At 42.0% G+C, this 24,143-nt stretch carries 19 protein-coding genes; 7 read left to right on the forward strand and 12 right to left on the reverse strand.

Annotated elements, in window-relative coordinates:
- The first annotated feature begins 94 nt into the window (after positions 1-94).
- A complete protein-coding gene (locus tag JMY09_RS06045) occupies positions 95-769 on the forward strand; it encodes an esterase/lipase family protein (RefSeq protein WP_201622693.1) in 675 nt (224 codons plus the stop codon).
- A gap of 32 nt (positions 770-801) precedes the next feature.
- On the opposite strand, the gene JMY09_RS06050 is transcribed toward JMY09_RS06045, so the two are convergent.
- From JMY09_RS06050 to JMY09_RS06070, 5 genes are all read right to left on the reverse strand, one after another.
- Positions 802-2,079, reverse strand: coding sequence for a ribonuclease D (locus JMY09_RS06050; protein ID WP_320157830.1), 1,278 nt, complete (start codon positions 2,077-2,079; stop codon positions 802-804).
- A 190-nt stretch (positions 2,080-2,269) separates the two neighbouring features.
- Entirely contained in the window at positions 2,270-2,863 is a 594-nt protein-coding gene (recR, locus tag JMY09_RS06055; RefSeq protein WP_201622694.1) for a recombination mediator RecR, read from the reverse strand.
- 197 nt (positions 2,864-3,060) lie between these two features.
- The gene (locus tag JMY09_RS06060) at positions 3,061-3,390 is read right to left on the reverse strand and encodes a YbaB/EbfC family nucleoid-associated protein (protein WP_201622695.1); all 330 of its coding nucleotides are present in this window, start codon (positions 3,388-3,390) and stop codon (positions 3,061-3,063) included.
- A 212-nt stretch (positions 3,391-3,602) separates the two neighbouring features.
- A complete protein-coding gene (locus JMY09_RS06065) occupies positions 3,603-4,868 on the reverse strand; it encodes an O-succinylhomoserine sulfhydrylase (protein WP_201622696.1) in 1,266 nt (421 codons plus the stop codon).
- Positions 4,869-5,041: 173 nt separating this feature from the next.
- Complete coding sequence (locus JMY09_RS06070) at positions 5,042-5,674, reverse strand: hypothetical protein (protein WP_201622697.1); 633 nt, start codon at positions 5,672-5,674, stop codon at positions 5,042-5,044.
- Between the two features lie 401 nt (positions 5,675-6,075).
- Between JMY09_RS06070 and JMY09_RS06075 the strand changes: the two genes are divergently transcribed.
- From JMY09_RS06075 to dusA, 3 genes are all read left to right on the forward strand, one after another.
- Positions 6,076-7,713 (forward strand): phospholipase D family protein, encoded by a 1,638-nt coding sequence (locus JMY09_RS06075; RefSeq protein ID WP_201622698.1) that lies wholly within the window; start codon positions 6,076-6,078, stop codon positions 7,711-7,713.
- A 154-nt stretch (positions 7,714-7,867) separates the two neighbouring features.
- Positions 7,868-9,169 carry an MFS transporter gene (locus tag JMY09_RS06080; RefSeq protein ID WP_201622699.1) on the forward strand — a complete coding sequence of 434 codons (1,302 nt, stop codon included), beginning with the start codon at positions 7,868-7,870 and terminating at the stop codon, positions 9,167-9,169.
- A gap of 67 nt (positions 9,170-9,236) precedes the next feature.
- On the forward strand, positions 9,237-10,211 hold the full coding sequence (gene dusA, locus JMY09_RS06085; protein WP_201622700.1) for a tRNA dihydrouridine(20/20a) synthase DusA: 975 nt from the start codon (positions 9,237-9,239) through the stop codon (positions 10,209-10,211).
- 45 nt (positions 10,212-10,256) lie between these two features.
- On the opposite strand, the gene JMY09_RS06090 is transcribed toward dusA, so the two are convergent.
- The 4 genes from JMY09_RS06090 to JMY09_RS06105 all read right to left on the reverse strand — a co-directional run bounded on the left by JMY09_RS06090 (position 10,257) and on the right by JMY09_RS06105 (position 16,745).
- Entirely contained in the window at positions 10,257-11,093 is an 837-nt protein-coding gene (locus JMY09_RS06090) for a CPBP family intramembrane glutamic endopeptidase (RefSeq protein WP_201622701.1), read from the reverse strand.
- Positions 11,094-11,201: 108 nt separating this feature from the next.
- A complete protein-coding gene (locus JMY09_RS06095; protein ID WP_201622702.1) occupies positions 11,202-12,086 on the reverse strand; it encodes an alpha/beta fold hydrolase in 885 nt (294 codons plus the stop codon).
- 174 nt (positions 12,087-12,260) lie between these two features.
- Complete coding sequence (sppA, locus tag JMY09_RS06100; RefSeq protein WP_201622703.1) at positions 12,261-13,310, reverse strand: signal peptide peptidase SppA; 1,050 nt, start codon at positions 13,308-13,310, stop codon at positions 12,261-12,263.
- A 222-nt stretch (positions 13,311-13,532) separates the two neighbouring features.
- Complete coding sequence (locus JMY09_RS06105) at positions 13,533-16,745, reverse strand: ComEC/Rec2 family competence protein (protein ID WP_201622704.1); 3,213 nt, start codon at positions 16,743-16,745, stop codon at positions 13,533-13,535.
- 333 nt (positions 16,746-17,078) lie between these two features.
- Between JMY09_RS06105 and JMY09_RS06110 the strand changes: the two genes are divergently transcribed.
- On the forward strand, positions 17,079-17,684 hold the full coding sequence (locus JMY09_RS06110) for a DUF2062 domain-containing protein (RefSeq protein ID WP_227677196.1): 606 nt from the start codon (positions 17,079-17,081) through the stop codon (positions 17,682-17,684).
- Positions 17,685-17,799: 115 nt separating this feature from the next.
- On the opposite strand, the gene lolD is transcribed toward JMY09_RS06110, so the two are convergent.
- Together lolD and JMY09_RS06120 are read right to left on the reverse strand one after the other, a co-directional pair.
- Positions 17,800-18,480, reverse strand: coding sequence for a lipoprotein-releasing ABC transporter ATP-binding protein LolD (gene lolD, locus JMY09_RS06115; RefSeq protein ID WP_201622705.1), 681 nt, complete (start codon positions 18,478-18,480; stop codon positions 17,800-17,802).
- Between the two features lie 52 nt (positions 18,481-18,532).
- Positions 18,533-19,768: a lipoprotein-releasing ABC transporter permease subunit gene (locus tag JMY09_RS06120; protein ID WP_201622706.1), complete on the reverse strand. Its 1,236-nt coding sequence runs from the start codon at positions 19,766-19,768 to the stop codon at positions 18,533-18,535.
- A 411-nt stretch (positions 19,769-20,179) separates the two neighbouring features.
- Between JMY09_RS06120 and JMY09_RS06125 the strand changes: the two genes are divergently transcribed.
- On the forward strand, positions 20,180-21,172 hold the full coding sequence (locus tag JMY09_RS06125) for a hypothetical protein (RefSeq protein ID WP_201622707.1): 993 nt from the start codon (positions 20,180-20,182) through the stop codon (positions 21,170-21,172).
- A gap of 235 nt (positions 21,173-21,407) precedes the next feature.
- Here JMY09_RS06125 and JMY09_RS06130 read toward each other — a convergent pair whose 3' ends face one another.
- Positions 21,408-21,797: an SCP2 sterol-binding domain-containing protein gene (locus tag JMY09_RS06130; protein WP_201622708.1), complete on the reverse strand. Its 390-nt coding sequence runs from the start codon at positions 21,795-21,797 to the stop codon at positions 21,408-21,410.
- Positions 21,798-22,657: 860 nt separating this feature from the next.
- Between JMY09_RS06130 and ccoN the strand changes: the two genes are divergently transcribed.
- The gene (ccoN, locus tag JMY09_RS06135; RefSeq protein ID WP_201622709.1) at positions 22,658-24,139 is read left to right on the forward strand and encodes a cytochrome-c oxidase, cbb3-type subunit I; all 1,482 of its coding nucleotides are present in this window, start codon (positions 22,658-22,660) and stop codon (positions 24,137-24,139) included.
- The last annotated feature ends 4 nt before the right edge of the window (positions 24,140-24,143 follow it).

Here is a 24,143-nt window from a genome sequence, read left to right on the forward strand (position 1 = left end):
CTCCAAATCAGCAGCTGATTTGGAGGTTTTATTTTGTTTATTACTCTAGCTATATAGCGTTATAATCTACTAATCACTATTTATGGATATTAATATGAGCCAAAAAAACCGTGTCATTCTTATTCATGGCTTGCATCAAGCTCCTTTTATTATGCGTCCCTTAGCCAAGCGCTTACAAGCTCAAGGTTTTGATACCCATCAATACGGCTATCGTAGTATGCGCGATAGCATTGCTGTAAACAGTCAGCGCTTAAATGCTTGGCTGCAAACCAATCATGATCCAAAACAACCGTTAGATTTGGTGGGTCATAGCTTAGGCGGTTTAATTATTCGTGATTTTGTCAGTTATTACCCGCATTGGCAGATTAGCCAGTGCGTGACACTAGGGACACCGCATCTTGGCAGCATCTGCGCTGATTATATTTGGGGTCTAGCTCCTGCTGTGGTAGGCAAGTCTTATTTGGATGCCTTGGATGGGACGGTTGCGCCGTTACCTGACAATATCAGTTTAGGAGTGATTGCTGGTGACAAACCACAAGGTTTAGGTCAGCTGTTACTGCAGTATCATAACCGCAAACTACAGAGACAAAATCACCCACTATTGGATAACTATCGTGCTCATGATGGCACAGTATATGTTGCAGAAACTAAGTTGATTACCGCTGCCGATCACATAATTATGCCAGTGTCGCATACTGGCATGTTAGTCAATAGTGAGGTGGCGCAGCAAACCAGCTACTTTTTAAAAAACGGCCAGTTTAAACGCTAATCAAAGCTCAGCTAATGCTTAATTGATTATAGTTAGCCTTTGACACCCATGCCTTGTTTTAACTCAGCCTTATGGGTTTCGATCACTGGGATTAGAGTTTGAGTCACCCATTGATTACGCCAGCCTTTTAAGCCTTGAGGTAACTCTACCCAATCTTTACTATAAGCGATAACTTCATATAACTGACTGAGCCATTTCTTACGTATTAGTACATTTTCTGGTACACCAATTTGCTCAGCACGCTCAGCAATAGCATCTTGGACCGCTTTGGAGAGTATTTTATTTTTAGAGCGATAAGGAGCTGGTAAGCAAGCGGGATGTTCAACGGCGGATAGCCCTTTGGCATCAGTAATTATTTTGAGTAACTCCTCACCGTATAGACGCAGCATACTACGATGGATAGTAGTTTTGTGCGCCAATTCGCGCAGGCTAGAGGGATTCTCGGTAATTATCTCGCGGACAGCCTGTTTTTTTATCACAAAAGTACGGGGCTGGTTAGTGGAGCGTGCTAGCTCTTCACGCCATGTGGCTACTGCTTGCAAGACGGCCATTTGCTGAGAGTTATAACGATAATCCGCCATAGTTAAATACATCTCGTCATCTGCTACATGTTGCGCCGCATAAAGCTCAGCGGCATACAGCTGACAGTCAGCCCAGACATAATCGTACAGTCCTTGCGACTTCAAGGCGTATTCGATACTCAAATAAAGCGCTGGTAAAAAACGCACATCATCGATGGCGTACTGCTCTTGCTCATCAGATAATGGCCGACGCAACCAATCGGATTGGCTTTGCTCCTTATCGATATGCATATCGAGCTGGTCATCAAGCGCCTGCTGATAGCCCATTTGTAGTTGCCCGGTCAGATAAGACAAAGCGATTTGAGTGTCAAAAATATTGGTTAATGGCGGGCAGTCAGAGAGTAAATAGAAGATACCTAAGTCCTCTCCGCAAGCATGCCAAATAGCAATATCTACTTCGCTAACCGCTTGCCAAAACTCACCCAATTGTAGCTGCGGGGCATCCAATAAATAAATATGGTTACCAGTATTAAGCTGCACTAACGCTAAGCGTGGATAATAAGTATCGCGCTTGATAAATTCAGTATCTAGCGCTACTCGCCCGCAACCTTCTAAAGCCTTGATAACTTCAGCCAGCTGCGACTGCTCACGAATCCAGGTGACTGCCACTTCATCGGCAATATCTAACAGAGCATCAATATCCGGCTCAACGACAGAAGGGACTAACGTAGGGTTTTCAGTAATAGCAGAAGGGTCTTGAGGGTTTACGGCGGCTAGAGGGGTTGACACGGGCAGATACCTGCTTAGATAAGAGAGAATAGTGATTTTATTATAGCAATATTAGCGCCTGTTGAACATTCACAACTAGACATTGATGATTAGGCATCGCTAGTTGATTATGACTTGGCAACAGGCTGACTAACAAAGCGCTAACCATTACAGATATAAATAAAGTCTAGAAACGCTATTGATTGGCTTGCTACAAAAAGGAGCGGTTTTGTAGCGCTTGCCCTAAAGTCATGCTATCTAAATACTCAAGCTCACCGCCCATCGGTACCCCTTGCGCTAGACGAGTTACTTTATTGACATGGCGACTGACCGCTTCACTAATAAAGTGCGCCGTGGTCTGCCCTTCAACCGTAGTACCTGTAGCTAATATCAGCTCCTCGACAGGCTCTTGCTTGACCCGCCAAACTAGCTGATCAATATTTAGATCATCAGCACTGATACCATCAATAGGTGACAGATGACCACCTAATACAAAATAGCGACCGCGATAGCCAGCCGTTTGTTCAATAGCCATGACATCAGCAGCAGTCTCGACTACACATAATAGATTGTCATCTCGCCTTGGGTCTTGGCACAGCGGGCAGATAGGATCATCACTGAAACTATGGCAGCGCTGACACTCAATGATATCTCGCATTGCCTCATCAAGCGCTTGGGCTAACGCCATCCCTTGCGGGCGTTTTTTGGTCAATAAATGTAGCGCCATACGCTGAGCACTCTTTTGACCCACACCAGGTAAAATCCGCAACTGCTTAACTAACTGATCAAATTTTGGGGTAAGCAAAGTATCTTCCTTTGTTTATCTTTACATTATTTGTCTTTAAATAGAATCAATAAATTTCGTTTTGCAGCTATAAAAATGGGGTCGTATCCTGTCGATAACAACCCCATTTTTGACTTCAATAGTTAGTATTTGCAACCACTTAGCGCTCAAACCTTAACTTAAAGTTCAACTGTAAGTTCAACTTTAAGTACTGTGCTTTAGAACATACCTTGCATACCTGGTGGCAAGCCCATACCTGAAGTTGCGCCAGTCATGGTTTGCTCATATAACTCGTCAGCTTGACGAACCGCATCATTGATAGCAGCAGCGATCAAGTCTTCGATCATATCTGGCTCATCTTCTAATAGACTAGGATCAATAGTCAAACGCTTGACCACATGACGACCAGTCATAGTAACTTTTACTAGACCACTACCCGCTTCAGCATGCACTTCTTTATTAGCCAATTCTTTTTTGGCGGTTTCAACATTAGCTTCTACTTTTTTTTGCATAGTTTGTGCTTGTTGCATTAATGCTTGAATATTCATAATAGCCTCTTAATTGATGATAATTAGATAATAGTTAAATAACATTTAGATAGTAAGAAATTTTTATTGGTTTAGGGCACTGGTTTAACAGAGCTGATATGGTGATTACCTTTAGCTTTTTAAAGCTTAACTCGGCTTTATTGTCCCCTCAACTACAGCATTAACAGCAATTATCGGATAGCAGTTATCTGATAGCAACTGTAAAGCAATCTTTATAAACTGTCTAAACCGCGCGCCAAATCTTTGATGATATCTTCAACATCTTCTAGCCCTACTGACAGACGAATCAAGCCATCTTTCACCCCAGCTTCAGCACGAGCTTCAGCAGTCAAACGAAAGTGGGTAGTAGTCGCTGGGTGAGTAATGGTGGTTTTGGTATCGCCCAAGTTATTAGTAATAGATATCATATTAGTCGAGTCAATAACGTGCCAAGCGGCCGCTTTGGCATCCAGACTAGCAGTGGCAGCAACTTCAAAGCCCATAATAGCGCCAAAACCATCCTTCATATGATGCTGGCGTTTGGCCAACTCATGCGCTGGATGACTAGGTAATCCTGAGAAATGTACGGTAGTTACTTTAGGATGACTGTCTAAGAACTGCGCCACTTGATTGGCATTGCTGCAATGCGCTTGCATACGTAATTTTAAGGTCTCAAGGCCTTTAGTAAACACCCATGCATTAAATGGGCTCATACTGATACCCCCTGAGCGTACTACAGTAAAGGCCTCTTGCATCAATGCATCACTACCCACTAGTGCACCGCCAAGGACTCGGCCTTGACCATCAAGATATTTAGTAGCGGAATGAATAACCACATCCGCCCCTAGATCTAAGGGGCGCTGAATAGCTGGGGAACCAAAGCAGTTATCGACCACTAATAAAATGTCATTAGCTTTGCACAGCTCACTCAAAAAGCCAATATCGCATATTTGTGCTAACGGATTGCTGGGACTCTCACAATAGATAAGCTTAGTATTAGGCTGTATAGCATTGGCCCACGCCTCATTATCGAAGCAATCAACGTAACTGACTTCAACGCCAAACTTAGCCATATAGTTATTAAACAAACCAATCGATGAGCCAAACAGTTGATTAGCAGCCAATAAATGATCGCCGGCTTTTAGATAAGCCATACACATAGTCAAAATTGCGCCCATACCAGAAGCTGTAGCTACCGCACGTTCGCCATTCTCTAAAGCGGCCAATCGACGCTCAAAGGTACGTACACTAGGGTTAGTATGACGTGAATAAACGTTACCAGTCTTGGTACCATCAAAATGTCCTGCCGCGTCATCCGCTGAGCTATAGACATAGGAGCTAGTAGTAAAAATCGCCTCAGAATGTTCGCCTTCGTCAGTACGATGCTGTCCTGCACGTACGGCGATAGTTTGCATCCCATAATCTAGGCTTAGGTCTAAAGCATCAGAGCGCCAGTTTGGATCTAAATTGCTATCTTCTTGCACTTGCGACTTACTCATAAATAATCCATTACTGTTAATTTTGACTAGAACCTGTCGAACACTCACAACTAAATACTGCTGTGGTCAGTTGTTCAATAGGCTCCACCTTGATATGTTTTTATTTTTCGCCCATAAATAACTCAGTGAATTAAAGGCTGTTTCATCATATCATGTCGCTATTTATCAATCATCTATAAACCTTCAGAATAATAGTAGTCCACTTGATACCTGTGAATTTGAGGCATCAAAAACACTGCTGGACCTTGGCATTGTAGAGCTTTATTAGCCGGTGAGTGACTATTACTGTCTGACCCACTATCAGCCTCTAATGCGCACTCTATTTTGAATAGATGATCTTCTTGGTTATACATTGTACTGGCAAAGCGCTTGGTCGCCAAGTCCTTGGCGGTGGGGTTATAAAACTTATCCCAGTTATTGCCAGCCTGTTTATGAGTCAATTTAGTTTCAACATAGATCAAAGCCCAATCACACTTCCCTTTCATAATGGCATCGCGAAAAAAATGTGCTCGATATTGATTAGCGTTTTTTTCCAACTTAATACTTAGGGTTTCGCTAAGCTGATATACATGCGAGATGTCAACGTAGTTGCCACAACGTTTGTTGGTAGACTCAAAGCGCGCTGTCATCTGTAGATCTAACCCTTGGTCTGAAGGTAGAGATCCATAAATAATGATTTCGTCAGTAGGATTAGGATTGATTGGAGGCACTTCTGTTTTTAGGCTGCATGCTGATAGCAGCCCTAGCCCAAGAGCAACTGAACATACCTTAAGTGATAATAACTCTTTGCCTAGCTGATGAGTCATAGTTTCCTCATTCTTCAGTGGTTTTTTAGCCATTATTCACTTGTAGCTTGTAAGCAGTATAAGTACATCAGCGATTTTTCTACCTTAGCCATGCTAGCTAAAATGGAAGCTATAGGGCTAGTTTGCTGCTCTATTGTTTGACGGACTGAGTTGTTAAGTGGGCGGTTAAACTAACAACTGTAAATTAGCTTAAAGCTGAAACTCATAGTTGCCCTTAGTAAAATTAACGTATTTATAATAGGCAGATGTTGCTACAACTGCTAAGCTTGCCAGCGCTGACATTTACCCTACCAGCAGTGTTATTATAACCCTTATAACTCTAATAAAAAATGGCACAAACACTAGGGCGTGTTGAACATTCACTAATAAATACTGCTGAAGCTATTTGAGGTAAACCTATTATGTCAACATTGATTATAAACCCTAGAAAACTATCGCTAACTCTAGTGATGGCACTGGGCTTAGGGGTGACTGGTTGCCAAATCTTACCTAAACAACCGCATCTCTTTGAAAGCCAACAGCTATCCGCTCGAGTCAGTGCGTTATATCAGCAAGATCAGCCTCAGCGACCTATTAAAGGGATAACAGGTGCTGATACAGATTTAGTAAGTGCCATCAGTTCTCAAAATGAGATTCACCCTGATTTATCTGGCTACCATCCTATTGTGACTGGGGCTAATGCTTTTGCCGCTCGCAGCATCTTAACGGGTATGGCTACTCGTAATATTGATGTGCAATATTATATTTGGCACGATGACCAAGCCGGTCAACTGCTGCTAAAAGACTTATGGGAAGCGGCTGAGCGCGGGGTCATTGTACGCTTACTGCTGGATGATTTTAACAATACGGCCAAGTTTGATCAGCATTTATTACGCTTTGCTAGTCATCCCAATATTGCCGTGCGTATTATTAATCCCCTGATGTATCGCAAGTTTCAGGCTTTGAACTTCGTTACTGGTTTGCCACGTATCAATCGACGTATGCACAATAAAAGCATGACTTTTGATAAGCAAATCACTATCATCGGCGGTCGAAATATCGGTGATGAGTACCTAAGCAACGATCAAAGCAGTCAATTTGCTGACTTAGATGTCTTACTTATAGGTAAAGTCGTCGCTGACATTGATAATAGTTTTGCAAGCTATTGGTCAGCGCCTATCTCTTTTGATATCGAAACTTTAGTCACCCTAGACAAAAACACTACTAAAGACTTTTTGCCGGCTTTAGATAAAATTAAAGGCGATACAGATAATGAGCTGCGTAGCAGCTTATCAATGTATAAGACGGCTATTGAAGACTCTTCTATTGATACTGACTTAATCAATAAACGTGTGCCTTTTCGTTGGACAGACATGCAGTTTTTGGGTGATGATGTCGGCAAACTCACTAAGAGTGTGCCTGCTAGTACTAATTTAGTACAGCAGCTGCGCACACTGCTTGGGCGCCCCACTAAACAGTTGACTATTATCTCATCGTATTTTGTCCCTACTAAAGATGGCGTAGATACTTTAGTTAAATTGGCTAACGCTGGTATCGATATAAAAATATTGACCAACTCATTCGATGCCACTGACGTGACGGCTGTGCATTCTGGTTATAGCCAGTGGCGACCTAAAATGCTGCGCGCTGGTATAAAAATATATGAGCTGAAGTCAACTGCCAGTGAAGACAAGCGTGAGAACAAGCTGTGGAAAGCTCGTAGCCAATCATCAACTAGTTTACATGCTAAGACTTTTGCTATTGACGACCACCAAGTGTTTATTGGCTCCTATAATGTTGACCCCCGCTCTGCTAATATTAATACTGAAATGGGAGTCATTATTAATGATGATGAGCTGGCACACCAATTGCACGAAGCGCTCAGTGATGATCTATTAGGTCAAGCCTATGAAGTCAAAATATTAGATAGTGGTGCGTTGCAGTGGCATACCATCGAGAATGGCCAAGAAGTAATTTATGGAGCGGAACCAAAAGTTGATATTACCGACCATGTTTGGCTGACTATTATGTCTTGGTTACCTATCGATTGGTTACTATAGCTGATAGCTGACATTATTTAGATAAGATACTTTCAATTGATTTACCGAGCTATAAATACTTACCTTGTTTATAGCTCTTATAGTTTACGACTGCGCTCATTAGCATAAGGTTAATGAGCGCCATTATTATTTTGATATATGGATAAACGATACAATGCCTTCCCGTCCTCAATATGCGTTGATGTCTTCTAAAGACAAAAACATGGTGCTATTTATCTGCTCTAGTAGTGCCGTAGTATTTTTTGACTTTCTGATTTATTTATATATGGCAGACTTTATCTCTCTTACTTTTTTCCCAGCCAATATAGATCCAAGTATTAACAAATTACAAGGACTGGGCTTGTTTGCGGTTGGTTATTTAGCACGCCCTCTTGGTGGCATTTTTTTTGGTCGTTATGGTGATACTATAGGTCGAAAACCAGTATTATTTACTACTATGCTTATTACTGCTAGTAGCTTACTGGCTATGGCATGCTTACCTACTTATCAACAATGGGGCTTAGCAGCACCGATTTTATTTATCTTGTTACGGCTAGTACAAGGAATGGCGTTTGGCGTCTTTGTACCTTTAACTTGGATCTTCATTGCTGAACATCTTCCTAGACAATACCTATCTGTTGGCTGTAGCTATGTCTCGGCCAGCTTTTTTGTAGGGGTGCTATTTTCTAATGCTTTCTTTGCCTGGCTAACAGGTTCTATGAGTCCCGATCAGCTTATCGATTATGGCTGGCGCATTCCCTTTATAGTCGCAGCGACATTAAGCTTTTTGCCATTATTAACTTGGCGTTTTGTCAGTGAATCTCCGTTTTTCTTGGCTATGAAAACAGTAAGACCTGCTGATCATATCGAAAGACCTTTTACCCTACTCTTTAAGCATTGCAAACATTCTATATTCGTCGGTTTAATGCTCACTTTAATCATTGCTAGTGTCACCACTGTAGTCATTCTTATCCTGCCTGATCTTATTGAGCTACGCTTCGCTTTAGATAGCGACTTGTTCGAGTTCTCACATGGTCTTGGTATTATTTTTATGATTTTTGGCTGTATTTTTTATGGGCTAATATCTAACTACGAAAACTTTGGTAGAATTTTGGTCATTGGCTGTGTGTTATTGATCGGTCAAATATTCGCTTTTTATTATCATCTACAAGCTGGTGGCGATTACATTTTGATCATGTATGCACTGCTAGGTTTTTTTGCCGGTATTATAGGTATGATACCCGCGATCTTTGTGCAGTTATTTCCAACCAACGTACGCTCAACCGGTTTTGCCTTTTCTTATAATATAATGTACGCCATTGTGGGTGCCTTAGTTCCATTTGGCCTTGGTTATGCCACGCTAATTGTCAGCTTCTCCCCCGCACTCTATATTGCCTTTATTGGTTTAATTGGCATTATTATGGGACTTTATTTTTATCGCTTACCTGAATTTAAGCAAATAAATAAAATTATTTAAGCCGCTATCAAACCTTGAATATTCGCTAATAAACTGAAACTACTAAGTATTAAAAGGACTGTCTATAATGACCGTTGATATGACTAACAAGCGCTTGTCAGTCGCCCCGATGATAGATTGGACTACCACAGATTATCGATATTTTGCTCGATTGTTTAACCCGCAAGTTTATCTTTATACTGAGATGATCAGCACTGGAGCATTGCTGTATGGTAATCGTGAACGCCACTTACGCTTTTTTGAACAAGAGCATCCTGTAGTATTGCAGCTTGGTGGCGCTGACATCAATGAGATGACGCAATGTGCCGAGTTTGCTCAACAGCATAGCTATGATGAGGTCAATATTAATGTTGGCTGCCCATCAGATCGGGTGCAGCATAATAAGATCGGGGCTTGTTTGATGGCTGAGCCGAATACTGTAGCTGACTTAGTCAAGCATATGCAAGCGGCTGTTGATATCCCGGTGACGGTCAAACATCGCATCGGTATTGATGATTTTGATAGCTACGAGTTTATGGCGCAGTTCGTAGAGACGGTTGCCGAAGCTGGTTGTAAACGTTTTATCGTCCATGCTCGTACCGCTTGGCTGCAGGGGCTTAGCCCTAAACAGAACCGCGAAATTCCGCCGCTGCGTTACGAGGATGTTTATCGCCTTAAGCAGGACTATCCTGAGCTGATAATAGAAATTAATGGTGGTATTGAGACTATAGAAGAGGTTCAGTCTCATCTACAACATATCGATGGGGTAATGATTGGGCGGGCTTTTTATCATAATCCTTATCTATTAGCAGAGACCAATAGTTTATGGGATCAGCCAATACCTAAACGTTCCGAGATTTTGCAACAGCTATATCCACATCTGCGCGCGCAAGTGGCTGAAGGTGAGCCCCTATCGACTATGGCACGGCACTATCTAGGCTTGTTTCAAGGGTTGAGTGGTGCACGGCGCTGGCGACAGGCATTGAGTGGCAAGCCTAGTTTGACTATTGCCGATATTGAAAAAGCCGCTGATGAAGTACTAGCGTTAAACCCTGATGCTTAGCTAACTGGTCCAAACCCAGCAACACATCCAGCAACAAGAGCAGCGTCAGCTTACTTGCGACAAATAAAGCCACATTGCTGCCCCATTATTGATAATGTGCAGCAGTATCGGCAGTAGCAACGATGCTGATTTATAACGAGCGTAGCAGAATATCAAAGCCAGCAATACGATAGTACTGATCTCATAAATGCCATACTGCAAGTGAATAACGGCAAAGATTAGACTAGTCAAAATACTGGCTATTAGCGCGCCTTTAACGGTTGGTTTTTGCTGCGGATGCCCTTTTGGCTGTGACTCTAAATTGCTTTTTGTGAATTGCTCACTAATAGCCTGCCAAAGTATACCGCGAAATACCAACTCTTCATAAATTGGCGCCACAATCACTAGCGCAAAAACTAACAACCCCACTGAGCTTACCGATTGATATAAAGGATCTACAAAATCTGATGGTGACTTGTCTAACCAGTAAGTCAACGCCTGAGAAGCCACCATAAATATCAGTAGCAGGCTAAACATCCCTATCCCTAGCGCCCAAGAAAATGGTTTGAGCGCCAAATACTGCCTCAGATCGGCTTTTTTTAGGCGGATAATAACGATGATTAGTAATGCTATTAACACGCAGCTAACGATTACTGAAAGACTCACTATAGTGCCATCACTACTACCAAAATAAAAGAGGTCACCTAAGCTTAACGACTTATCAGCAGGTAACAGTAGTTTACCAGCCCCATAGACGCCTATTAACTGGCTAATAAAAAACGCTATTACCATGCCGATTATTAAGGCAGCTACGCCAAAGCGTGAAAACAATGGTGACGGCGTTAAGCCTCCACTAATTGGTGCGCTTATAACCTCAAGACGGTCTTTAGGAGAATTGGGCATAGCATGGTCACTCAAAAATTCAGTAGATAGCTATCTGTCAGTAAAGTCTATCAAAGTGACAGAACAATAAAACGATAGAAACAGTAGTGAAGTTATAGGCTTTATTTATCAAGCTAGTTGTTGAGCAATGACCTCTAGTACTTGCGCAGATACTGACTCTGGGTGCTCTAATGGGAACATATGACCCCCCTTATGAGTCTGATAAGGAATGCCCAAGCGCGCTTTTATTTGCTGGGGGAACTTGCGCTTTAAAAAAATACTATCTTCACCAATGATAAGCGTTACTGGTGGCTTAGGACTATGGTTTGGCTTTAGCCAATACAGCGAAGGGTTAGTACGGAATACTGCAACTTCACTGGCTTTAGGAATCGCTAAAGTAACTTTGCCATCCGCGCGCTGGTGTAAGCCGTGCTCGATATAACCGGCAAAACTGCGTTCATCAAAGTCCTTAAAAAAGCCTTTGCCACGTAGCTTATCATGAGCATCCTCACGACTCTCCCAAACGTCACGGCGCTTTTTGGAGATGCCAGCTGGCGATAACTTATCCATCAAACGATGATTCATCAGCGGTAATCTATCTGTAGTCTTAGCTAAGTGCCATAACAAGCTAATCTTGCCATACAGCCAAGGCGGATCCATCAATACCGCTTGGTTAAAGTATTGCGGCGCACGATACAATGCTTGTAGGGTACACATAGCGCCGAGCGAATGACCAACAGCAACTACTTGCGATACTTGATGATCCTCACAAGTAGCTTTTACGCTATCGACCACTTGCTGAGTTAAGCTGCGCCAATGATTATCAACCGGATAGTCAGGATGGTTACCTAGCATAGCGATGTATTCGATAGTAAAAAAAGCCTCTAACTCAGCAAAGAACGCTTTATAGACTGGGCTTGGCATACCGTTAGCATGAGCAAAATGGATAACTGGCTTGTTGGTTTTTTTTGATACAGCAAGGGCAGCGAAGCTCTGCGCATTAATAATACTCATAAACTATTCTCACTAAACTTAAATTATACTTATGGGCTATCATGGAAAATATAACGGTCAATAGCAATCAATGCTAACAATATTTGTGACCCATCAACTGATTATAGCTTGTTGAACTGCTAGACACTAAAAAGCTGAGCTATTATCCATAGCTCAGCTTTATCAGCACATCTATTAGCGCATTTGCGCGTTATTTTCTTCTTTAGGTAAGATATCGAAGTTGATACTCGACCCTACTCCAGCACCCATCTGTACCGCAAAGCGATCCATAAACGAGCGGAATGGATCGGTTGGGGTATAATTTACTACATTATTCAGCTCTAATTTTTTCTCTAAGCTAGCAATACTACCAGTTTTGTCTGCTAAACCTAATGCAATAGACTGCTCGCCAGTCCAGAACAGTCCTGAGAATAGTTTATTCTTTTCTGGATCTTTAAGACGATTACCACGACCTTCTTTTACAGCATTTATAAAGTGTTTATGAGTATTAGCCAACACACTTTCGACATGCTTTTCTTCATAATCAGTAAGCGGACGGCTTAAGCTTAAAATATCTTTATACTCACCAGCAGTGATAGTACGATCTTTAACCCCGACTTTATCCATTAACCCTTCAATATTGTAGCTCGGCATAATGACCCCTATCGAGCCAACTAAGCTAGAAGGATTGACATATATCTCATCAGCAGCAGAGGCAATATAGTAAGCGCCTGATGCGCCAATATCACCGATTACCGCATAGAGTTTTTTATCAGGATATTCTTTACGCAAATCCCTCATCGTTTGCCAAATTTCATCAGACTGTACTGGCGAGCCGCCTGGCGAATTGATATCGAGTGCTACTGCTTTTGAATTAGGGTTCTCAAACGCCTGAGTCAAGGCTTTGCTAACATCATAAGCATTAGCCACATCACCACTACTGATAGTGCCTTGTAGCTCAACTACCGCTAAGTGTGGTTTACTAGTATCGACACCTTCAAGTCCGGTTGGTGCACTGCTGCTGCAACCACGTCCGAGGGTCAAAAATATCAGTAGGATGTAGCCAAAAGTCAGCAGTTTAAAGAAAATACTCCAGCGCCGCGCGCGACGTTGCTCTTGTATACTGGCTAGTAAAGTGTTTTCGATAAGACGCCATTCTTGACCACTTGGCTGCTGCTGCAGAGGTACAGGCTGGTTGACCGAATTATCAGGACGTTTATTGGGATCTGGTGGCCAGTTAGGCATATAACTTCCTAGGTTAGAAACAATATTTAAAAACAATATTTAAAAAAAGGTAAAGCAATAAAAATAAGTGCTACATCATCCTAAACGCTTTGCTAATTCTATAAGCGGCTTATTGGTTATGGTGATCTTTAGTTTAGGGTTCAATAGTAGTGACAGCACAAAAGCTAACCAAACATAAGCCTAACGCCGACTGTTGTATTAGCCATTCTATTACAGCGGCTTTTATTTTATAGTATTGTCATGGCTATTAACATCGACATTACTATCGGTAACAGTATCAGTATCAGTATCAGTATCAGTATCAGTATCAGTATCGAAACTAGCAGTAGCAGCAAAGGCCACTGCTAATGGCTTATTATCATAGCTTAGTAGTTGCTCAACTCGCTGCGCTATCAACACGCTACTAGGTACCGCTGAGGAACTATGGCTTAACCAATGATTTGAGTGCTTACTTAAGCGATTGTGCTGATCCTGAACATCGCTATCCTTGATAGCATTAATAGACTTACCATTATTGACGTCTAGCTCATCTGCTGTACACATTAGTTGCCACAGTTGCCAAAGACGCCGATGGGTGGCTACATCTAATATCAACCGCGATTTATTTTGCTGCGCGTGCTTATGCGCTGGCGATGCTGTTAATGACGATGCCGCCAGTCTTAATATTTGACTGGTTAGTGCTGGCGATTGTACAGGATTAGCCGGGTTGAACTGTAAGATATCGATAGGCTCATCGCTTTGTATAAGTAAGCTGCAATCCCAAACACTGCTATCAGCTATCGTCGGCCAACCGGTAACCGCTTTTATGGTCAGTGCTTCATTTGCTGACTGCCAAACCTTCCCTGCTGCACAGTGTTGCGCGCTAATAGCTAAGTCACTATTAAAGGACTTGCTAGTAGGTTTATTTGCTAATCGATCATGCGTAATAACGCGTTGCTTAGCAGCTGGCAGTCTCTTGTGCTCGCCTGCTTGCCAATAGTGCTTAGTAGGTAAGCTTTGACTCAACTGCCTAGCGGTCAGGGCTAATAAGCCCTCTGGGCTATGTGGGATCTTAACCATGCTCTGCTGCTTATGATCCTGCTTAGTCATTGTTGTAGCTGAGCCAGTTTGCACCACTATCCCCTCTAAACGCTTAATGGCTAGTGTTCCTAGCTGCTGCGTTAAAGTCGCAGATAACTGATCGGCTGTCAGTAGGCTTGCGGTAGTGCGTGCAGCTTTAGGTCGGTGATCGGCTAAGATTAGCCAACTGATACTATCTGAGCTTTGCTGAGCACTTTTATCATCGCGGTTAAAATCTTTCACTTTAATAGCATCAACGGGATACTGTAATACAGCCGCGGTCAAATAACTGTCGTTAGTAGGTAAAATATATAAAGTTGGCATTGAGCTCAATCGCTGTTGATTGGCATAGAGGGTTATTATTAACAAGCTTAGCGGTGGCAATGCTAGCCAGCGACTGAGTAACTTAGGCGGCAAAAGCCAAGGTAATAATACTAACAACCCCATCAATAATATAGCAGTGTTTACTGGAGTGTATAGCCAAGCATTACTGACTGCTGGCAACGAAGTCAACCAAGCTATTAGCTGATGCACATTCACCATTATAGTGGTGACTAACAGCCAAATAGTGGATGCAACAGAGGGCCATAAAAGATAGCACAGCCCTGCCAATAGATTCAGCGGTATGATAACCCAACCGAACAAACTTATAGCGAACAAGTTAATCACTAAGCTCCACAATGAAGCTTTGCCAAACAGCAATAGAGTAATCGGTAGCAGCGCTATAAATAACCAACACTGTAGCTTGAACAGACGCTTAATTAACGGCCAAGTTTTTGTCAAAATACTATAAATAAGGCTATTATTTCGCCAGTTTTGCTGGTGTTTACTAACAAGCTGCCGGCTGTTGTTAAAGCTATTATCCGAGTGCTGTTGCTGCAAGCCATTATCGTATTTCAGTATTAGGGCTACGGCGACGAAGGACAGCCAATATCCCGCTTGCCATAGCACATAAGGATCAAACCAAGCTAGCAGTACTGCTAAGGCTAATAATACTCGCATAGCGCTCACTGGTAGTAAGGATAAACGCACGAGGCCAACAGCCAGTAACATCCACGCCGTACGCGCTGCAGGTACATCGAACCCGGTGAACAAAGCATAAATAAAAGCGGCACTGATCATCACTCCCCAGCGCAGTTGCCAGCGTGGCAAATAGCTATATAGTATCGGGCAAAATCGATCCGAGGCTAGCACTACTAGACCTGCCAGCATAATGGCTAAAAACAAAACATGAGTGCCAGAAATAGCTAATAAATGCGAGATACCTGCTAGCTGATATAAGTCTTTAGTCTCACGACTTATCAAACTACGATCGCCAGTCAATAGACTCAAAGCAACCGCATTGGCTTGCTGCTGTGCTGGGCTTAATGATGGCCAGTGTTGATAAAAGCTCTGACGCAATTGCCAGCGCTGTTGATCAATTTTAGTACGCCAACGTTTAAAGTTGAGGCTAGTATTTGATAAAACAGTCAGGGGTGCGATAGCATTATCGGCTGCGGCGCTAGCAGTAGCCATTTGGGCGCTATTAACCGTATTAGCAAGGTTATTGATAGGAACACCAACGCTTATAATATTAGCCATCCCGTCAATATGACGCCCTCGTAGCCAACGATAACTATCGAAGCCAGTCGCATTATTGAGGGCTTGCTCTGAGGTTGCCAGGGGCACCAGTGATAAGCTCATCATTAGCTGATCACCTGGCTGCAAGCGGTTAACAGTGGCTAGATTATTGCTGCTGGTGTTTATTTTGGGATAAGCACTAAGTAGCACTCGATAAGTTGCGACTTGGTTATTGTTAATAGAGAGATCATTGAATTTTTGCTTAAAGCCATCCTTATTGCTAGCGTTTAGCGGTAACTGCTCAACGGTTATAGTCGCTAATTCCTGCGCAGTTAATTCAGCAGTGAGCGGCGCTAAATAGCTGAGAGTGGCCACTTGCCGATAACCGCTGTTGCTAGTAGGATCATATAAGCTATCGCTGATACCCTCTATAGTCACTAGCGCTTGCACTCGCATTGATAAGGCTAGCTTAGTATTTTCAGCACGCTGATGACTACTCAAAGCTTGCAAGGCACTAGCCATGACTAATAGAGTGACTAAAGCGACCATACATAAGGAAGACAGTGCTTGAGACAACCAGCTAAAGATCAATGAGGTTTTTTTAGTAGATAAATTAGTGCTTAGGATAGTAGCAACAGGGGCTACACCTCTTTGACTGATAACTATTAAAACTAACGACATACCTAATAGATAAGGCAAAATTGATAGGCTAGCTATGTCTAACGATAGCAAACTGGCTGGCAAGGTATTACTACTGGCAATAGCTAAGACGGCGATCATCACCGTTAAGATAAGTATGCTTAGTAACCAATACACTAGCACTCCTTAGTTAATGACCTACTTCGCCAAATACGCTAGATCGTCCAATAAGTCAGAGGGTAAACTTGGCTGAGCGAACTGTATAAAATAAGGTGAAACTATTACAACCCTTATGCTCATTAGCCTCGCTCTACGATTGCCTTATAGCTTAGCCTGAACAATAGCATTTATATTTATATTACCCTATACTGAATGCAGTTGTTGCAATCATTGGCCATTACAGCTGAAGCTCTGCTTCATAACCGTTGCTATTTTACTTATTATATCTTTAACTATCAGCCACTTAATGTCAGTAGTGGTGACCCTTACACCATGATCAAAGGCAAGCCTGTGCCAAAAAAACACCTAAAAAACCTGCTGCCCACCCCTGAAAAACTTCTTGAGAGTCGCACCTTAAAACTGTTTGCACCGTACCTAACCGATGCACGGCTTTGGCAATTTAATCGCCACAGTTTGAATAAAGCGGTGTATATAGGGGTACTGAGTGCTTTTTTTCCTTTGCCAGGACAGATGCTACTGGCATTGATCGGAGCGCTCGTCTTTCGTGCCAACGTACCAATGGCTCTTGGTCTGACTTGGATCACCAATCCGCTCACAACCTTACCGGTATTCTATGCTGGTTACTATGTAGGTGCCAAGATTCTTGATGTGCCAATGATCAGTTTGCGGCTGATTGGGCGGATGATTACTGACTTTAGCTTATGGATAATATCTGATGGGGCCAACCCCTTTATCACTTATAAAGGGGTGGTATCGATCGGAGCGTTTTGTTTAGGATTGACATTATTAGCCATCCTAAGCAGCTTGATTTGTGGTTTAGCTTTTAAAGCTATTTGGCGTTATAAAACTATCGTCAGTTGGCAAAAACGTCCTCAAGATGCAAAAAGTAAGGGCAAATCAGCAAAAGACAAACCGTTAAAACAGCCATTAGAATAATTATGCAAAGCCGCTAGCAAAAATAAATTCCACTAGCCACTTAGATTAGAGACGACTCACACTACTACTGAGCTTATAGCCACTGAATATTCAGCATCCATTAGAGCCCTTGCTACTAATACTGTTCCCACTGACCATTACGCAGTAACAGCTGTCGATCAGCCAGTGCTGCCAAGTTGCGATCATGAGTCACCATTAATAGCGCAGTTTGCATAGTGCTTTGTAACTCAGAAAGCATGGCAAAAACACTTTGCGCATTGTCATAATCTAAGTTACCCGTTGGCTCATCTGCCAATATTAGCGAGGGCTTAGTCACTAACGCACGCGCAATAGCGACACGTTGACGCTCACCACCTGACAGCTCACCTGGTCTATGCTCTAACCGATGACCCAATCCGACATTTTCTAAAATTTCAATCGCTTGATTACGAGCATCAGCGGTAGAGACTTTTGGACGCATCAATAACGGCATAGCTACGTTTTCTATAGCAGTAAACTCCGCCAATAGATGATGAAACTGGTAAACAAACCCTAAATGCTGGTTACGCATTAACCCACGCTCAGTCTCATTCATGTGATTAAGACATTTGCCATGCAGCCACACTTCGCCACTAGTAGGCGTATCCAAACCACCGAGTAGGTGCAATAAGGTACTCTTTCCTGAGCCACTAGTGCCAACGATGGCTATGCGTTCGCCAGGTCTTACCGACAAGTCTAAACCAGTTAATACCTGCGTGCGTACGGCGCCTTCATCATATATTTTGCTGATGTTGGTCGCCTCTAAAATAGCAGACATAGCACTTCCTTTTTTTATATTACAATTCAACTTATTATTTCTTTTATCGCGATTATTCGTAACGCAAGGTCTGCGCTGGTTGAATCCTAGCGGCTCGACGTGCTGGATAAATAGTCGCCAAAAAGCTTAAGACAAATGAAGCCCCAGTTATCAATGCCACATCGACAAAACGCAGCTCCGAAGGTAAGTAGTTGATAAAATAAGCATCGAATAGATTCAGACCAAAGGTTTGGTTAATAAAACCTAGGATGTCACCAACCGTTAACGCAAATATAATGCCCAAAATCGTGCCAGCGATAGTGCCAATAAAGCCAATCACTACTCCTTGCACCATAAATATTTGAGTGATCAACTTTGGCGAGGCGCCAAAAGTTTTTAAGATAGCGATATCGGCTTTTTTATCAGTGACTAGCATTACCAAGCTGGACACGATATTAAATGCCGCTACTAGAATAATCAAAAATAACAGCAAGCCGACCATAGCTTTTTCCATTTGGATAGCACCAAATAAATTACCATGCGTCTGCGTCCAGTCATTGGGATAGAGCTGATCAGGTGCTATAGCAGCAGCTTTTTGTGCAGCCATAGGTGCAGTAAAGATATCATTTAGCTTTAGGCGAATCCCTTGAGCACCAGGAGGCAAGCGCAGTAATTTTGCGGCGTCATTCATTGGAATAAAGGCCATCAAACTATCTACTTCCGGACTGATACTGAATATACCTGTCAAAGTGAAACGTTTAAAACGCGGAATAACCCCAGCTGCTGACGGTGATGCTTCTGGCAATACTAGCGTGACTTTATCACCGATACGTAACCCTAGCGACTGAACCATCTCCTCACCCAATACGATACTGAAATCACCGCTTTTTAGGGTATCGATGCTGCCTTCAGTCATGTTATCGTTGATAATTGAGACTTTTTTCTCGTAATCAGGATCGATCCCAGTGACCATGATGCCAGCCACTTGACCGTTGGAAGTCAGCATACCCTGCAGCTGAATAAAAGGCGCTACAGCGACGACTTCTGGATCTTTTTTGATCTCATCAGCCAGTTGCTGCCAGTCACTAATAACCTCAGTTGAGATAACTGTCGCTTGTGGCACCATACCCAAAATACGGGTTTTGAGCTCGCGATCAAAGCCATTCATCACTGACAATACAGTGATCAATACCGCCACCCCAAGAGTCAGACCGACCATTGAAATAAGCGATATAAAAGAGATAAAGCGGTTACTGCGCTCTGCTCGGGTATAGCGTAGACCAATAAATAAGGCTAAAGGACGAAACATATTCAAACTCTTTATCTTATCTAACCACAGCAGCACAAATGCTAGGATAATGATGTAGCCTTGCGCTGAGGATTAGATATGGTTTTAGACAGACCTGCTAATTATTTGATGCTGTATTGACACTTTATATGATTTTGTATTTTGGTGTTTATAAGGTTGAGGCTAGCAAAAAGGAGATAGTTTGACACAATTTGTCTAAAATGTGCTATTAAACGTCATCCTTAACAGTAAAATAAAAGCGCTATTTTTAAAAAAGTACTGCTTTGTTATTATTTTTTATAGGGCCCTTGCTATTAGTTAAGTCTATACCTATATATTGTATGTAAAGGATTATTGTCATTAACCCATCAGTGTTGTTTGTTGAACTGTTTAAGTCCAAACTTCACAGCTGACTTAAGTTTGAGTATTTTCATGACTACTAATTATCATTATAAAAACCTACAATCTCCTACCAAAATCACTTTAACCGAGGCCCAAACGGCTGGTCATGCTGATCATTGGCGTATCTTAACCGATGACATGAGTCATGATGTACCTGAATGGTTACAGCAGATGATTGAGCAAGCTACAATGCCTAAAGGTCTCAATAGCAATGTCAGTGCTGAAGATAGCTGCTTATTGCTCTCTGAGGATCAACCTTGCCATATCAATCAAGTATTAGCGATGAAAAACGGTAAACCTGAACGTTTTGTCAACGCCTACCCTTGTGTCGATAGTCTGTACGGTCTTAATTGTACTATTGAGCGTATGATCGTCAATGAGACTACTCATGATGCGGTACTGCGTCTACGAACCGCTGATGGCAGTATAATCTATGCCTTTGATCAGCTTTATACCGCCAATCGCCATTTATATCAGCAAGGCACTTCTTATTTTGTCAACTTCAGTGCTTGGGCGCATGAGATTACTATCAGCGAACAACAAGAAGTGATCATGGTTGAAGATCAAGAAGCCATTCGCTCTCACCGTGCTTTTAACGATATCGTGGCAGCCAATAACGGTCAAGTACCTACTGACATCCAAGAGCAAGTTAAAGACTGGCAGCCAACCACTAAAGAGCAAATGCAGCCAGTAGAAATCAACCTAGGCCATATGTGTGCTTATTTATTCGGTGATACTTTAGGTCAAGAGGACGAAGCTTGGTGTCAAGGACAAGTGTTAGGTAAGCAACAGTGTCAGTTCAATGGCAAAGATATTATACTGTTCGATGTGGTTATCTTACGTGAGCAAAATGCCGATCCATTCGTGGTTCGTATCGCTGCGCTTAGTACCCCACAAACTCAAGCCATTGGTGTACTCAACTATATTCAAGCTAATATTTGGCTACAAGCAGCTATTTATAAAGAAAATCAAAACAAACAAAATACTAAGTTGCAACTGCAAACTCAATCGCGAGCCAGTTAGCCAAGCTAATGTAGTCAGCATAGCTGCAACGTGTAGCTGCTAGCTAAGCAAACCTTGGCTTAAATCGATAAGCTGGCCCATAAAAAAGCCCTTAACTATATTAAGGGCTTTTTGCGTAGTTACGATTGCTGCCAAAACCTTATAACTATATAGCGTTGAAAGAATAGCGTTCAAAGACTATATTGTCACCAACGGCCAGGCTAACATCAAATAATAATCTAGCTACAGAAATAGCTTAAGCGGTAGTAGTGATTGACTTGATACGCTTAAATAGCTCTTTTTGTTCAGTGCTAGGACGAGCCGTTTGTAGCGCCATCAACTGCGACATATCGCCTTCAACACGAATCTTGCCGCTCATGAAAGCGCCCATGATTTCATTCATGTCAAAATTAGTAATGGTAGATTCAAGCGTAGCACGATCTAATAATAGTGTAGTCGTTGCTTGGTCATTCAAGACACGATGCAATAAGCCATTAGCGAAGCTAGCTTCGATAGTCTCACTGCCATCAGCAACTTTAAGATTAATAACCATACTGGCAAGAGCTGGTGGTAAGTTCAACTCACCTGCTTCGTTACCAAATTCTTCAACTTGTGCAAACCATTCGTCAGTTAAAAAAAGAGCCATTTCATTATCCTTTATGATTGAGTAGTTCGTAAACTAAAAGTAGTTCTTGTAACCTCGATAAGATCCTTCTTATCCACTAGATCAACTAATAGAGCTATTAGATAAGATAATCGAAGGCTCTCCATTATTATGCCGTGGTTTTTGGAGAAGTAAAGAGGGTTAACCCGGATGAATAGTATCAGCAACCTGTAAGCAATAAAATATTAGTGTTTTGTAACGGTATGCAACCTAGGTAGTCAGCTGATTTTACTTACTAATCAGCTATTCGAATTTAATTCCTTACATTTCATATTGATATATTGATTTTTTTTGTTATTATGAGTGCCTATATATGTAATGCTTTATTGTACTGTTTTCCAGTATTCCGCAGCGCTTTATCAGCGAATTATTAAAAGCTATCAGTTAAATCATTTACCAAAGAGTTTGTATTTTGGCGCATGAGTTTGATGATATTTCATTAAGATTGCGTTACAATACCTTAAACAGAGTCGGGAGTTTTAACTAAACATTACGCAAATATTTTTTTGTCAGCCGCCGCCAGCTTAATTCTATAATTAACAACTTATTTTATCGACGCTAGACCAGTTAATTATATAAGTACTAATGCACCCTATCAAACCTCGATTTGATTTCAAAAGACGGCAGTTTTGTTGTTACTTCAATGTTATATATAATCCTACTATCAGTTGGCTAAAGCCTTGTTTTGATAAGTTATAATATTAAAGTAATAAATCAGACAACAATTTATAACGCGCATTTACCGCGATCGTTAACTAGTTATAAAATTATTTTTTATAATGAGGGCACGGTGAATATTTAGTTAACACTGTTGATCATTCAGGCTGTAAAGGAATCATCCAATGAGTTTACAAAACACAGCAGTCGCTCCAGTGGACCGTGAGTACGAAATCACTATTATACGATTTTTTACTACTATGGCCGTAGTATGGGGCATTATCGGTATGAGTCTCGGTGTTTTCCTTGCCTCACAATTGGCATGGCCAGCGCTTAACTTTGATACACCATGGCTGACTTTTAGTCGTTTAAGACCACTACATACTAATGCTGTTATTTTTGCATTCGGTGGCTCAGCCTTGTTCGCTACCTCCTATTATATTGTCCAGCGTACTTGTAAAACTAGACTATTTGCCCCCTACCTTGCTTGGTTTACCTTTTGGGGTTGGCAGGCAGTTATCGTATCCGCTGTCATCACTCTTCCATTAGGATTAACCTCTACTAAAGAATATGCTGAACTAGAGTGGCCGATCGATATTTTGATCGCCTTAGTGTGGATATCTTATGCCATCGTCTTCTTCGGTACTTTGATTAAGCGCAAAACTTCACATATTTATGTGGCTAACTGGTTCTTTGCCGCCTTTATTATCACAATTGCATTACTGCATATTGTTAATAGTATGGCTATCCCTGTTAGTGCGTTTAAGTCTTACTCTCTATTTGGTGGTGCAACCGATGCGATGGTGCAGTGGTGGTATGGACATAATGCAGTAGGCTTTTACCTAACTGCCGCTTTCTTAGGAATGATGTACTACTTCGTTCCTGTACAGATTGGTCGTCCTATTTACTCTTACCGCCTTTCTATCGTTCACTTTTGGGCATTGATTGCTTCGTATATGTGGGCTGGTGGTCACCATCTGCATTATTCAGCCTTGCCAGATTGGACACAGTCATTAGCTATGGTGTTCTCTATTATCCTATTTGCACCTTCTTGGGGCGGTATGATTAATGGTGTTCTGACTCTATCAGGAAGCTGGGATAAACTACGTACCGATCCAATTATTCGCTTTATGATCGTGGCTTTATCCTTCTATGCGATGTCAACGTTCGAAGGGCCGATGATGTCTATTAAGACCGTCAACGCCTTATCGCATAATACTGACTGGACTATTGGTCACGTACACTCAGGCGCACTTGGCTGGGTAGGTATGATCACTATAGGTTCGTTATATGTGTTGTTACCTCGTATTTATAATAAGCCAAAAATGTACTCTATCAGCTTGATTACTACTCACTTTTGGCTAGCAACAGCAGGTACTATTTTCTATATCGTTTCGATGTGGATCTCAGGTATCGGCCAAGGTATGATGTGGTTGGCTACTAACCCTGATGGTACTTTAGTATATAGTTTCGTTGACACGGTTGAGTTCTCACATTTCCCATATATCGGTCGTGCATTCGGCGGTCTACTTTATGTTTCAGGCATGTTCGTAATGGCTTATAACTGTTATAAAACCCTTAAAATGCCAGAAGGTAAGCCTGTAGATATCGCTGATCCAACTGATCATAACCCTAGTGTCAATGAGTCGAAAACGGCTAAAATATAAGGAA

The sequence above is a fragment of the Psychrobacter urativorans genome, assembly GCF_904846695.1.
Lineage (GTDB): Bacteria > Pseudomonadota > Gammaproteobacteria > Pseudomonadales > Moraxellaceae > Psychrobacter > Psychrobacter urativorans.

What these genes read in the sequence shown, in the direction of transcription:
- JMY09_RS06045 (WP_201622693.1), top strand. Translation starts at nt 95, where the DNA reads ATGAGCCAAAAAAACCGTGTCATTCTTATTCATGGCTTGCATCAAGCT.
- JMY09_RS06060 (WP_201622695.1), bottom strand. Translation starts at nt 3,390, where the DNA reads ATGAATATTCAAGCATTAATGCAACAAGCACAAACTATGCAAAAAAAA.
- JMY09_RS06065 (WP_201622696.1), bottom strand. Translation starts at nt 4,868, where the DNA reads ATGAGTAAGTCGCAAGTGCAAGAAGATAGCAATTTAGATCCAAACTGG.
- JMY09_RS06070 (WP_201622697.1), bottom strand. Translation starts at nt 5,674, where the DNA reads ATGACTCATCAGCTAGGCAAAGAGTTATTATCACTTAAGGTATGTTCA.
- JMY09_RS06075 (WP_201622698.1), top strand. Translation starts at nt 6,076, where the DNA reads ATGTCAACATTGATTATAAACCCTAGAAAACTATCGCTAACTCTAGTG.
- JMY09_RS06080 (WP_201622699.1), top strand. Translation starts at nt 7,868, where the DNA reads ATGCCTTCCCGTCCTCAATATGCGTTGATGTCTTCTAAAGACAAAAAC.
- dusA (WP_201622700.1), top strand. Translation starts at nt 9,237, where the DNA reads ATGACCGTTGATATGACTAACAAGCGCTTGTCAGTCGCCCCGATGATA.
- JMY09_RS06090 (WP_201622701.1), bottom strand. Translation starts at nt 11,093, where the DNA reads ATGCCCAATTCTCCTAAAGACCGTCTTGAGGTTATAAGCGCACCAATT.
- JMY09_RS06095 (WP_201622702.1), bottom strand. Translation starts at nt 12,086, where the DNA reads ATGAGTATTATTAATGCGCAGAGCTTCGCTGCCCTTGCTGTATCAAAA.
- sppA (WP_201622703.1), bottom strand. Translation starts at nt 13,310, where the DNA reads ATGCCTAACTGGCCACCAGATCCCAATAAACGTCCTGATAATTCGGTC.
- lolD (WP_201622705.1), bottom strand. Translation starts at nt 18,480, where the DNA reads ATGTCTGCTATTTTAGAGGCGACCAACATCAGCAAAATATATGATGAA.
- JMY09_RS06120 (WP_201622706.1), bottom strand. Translation starts at nt 19,768, where the DNA reads ATGTTTCGTCCTTTAGCCTTATTTATTGGTCTACGCTATACCCGAGCA.
- JMY09_RS06125 (WP_201622707.1), top strand. Translation starts at nt 20,180, where the DNA reads ATGACTACTAATTATCATTATAAAAACCTACAATCTCCTACCAAAATC.
- JMY09_RS06130 (WP_201622708.1), bottom strand. Translation starts at nt 21,797, where the DNA reads ATGGCTCTTTTTTTAACTGACGAATGGTTTGCACAAGTTGAAGAATTT.
- ccoN (WP_201622709.1), top strand. Translation starts at nt 22,658, where the DNA reads ATGAGTTTACAAAACACAGCAGTCGCTCCAGTGGACCGTGAGTACGAA.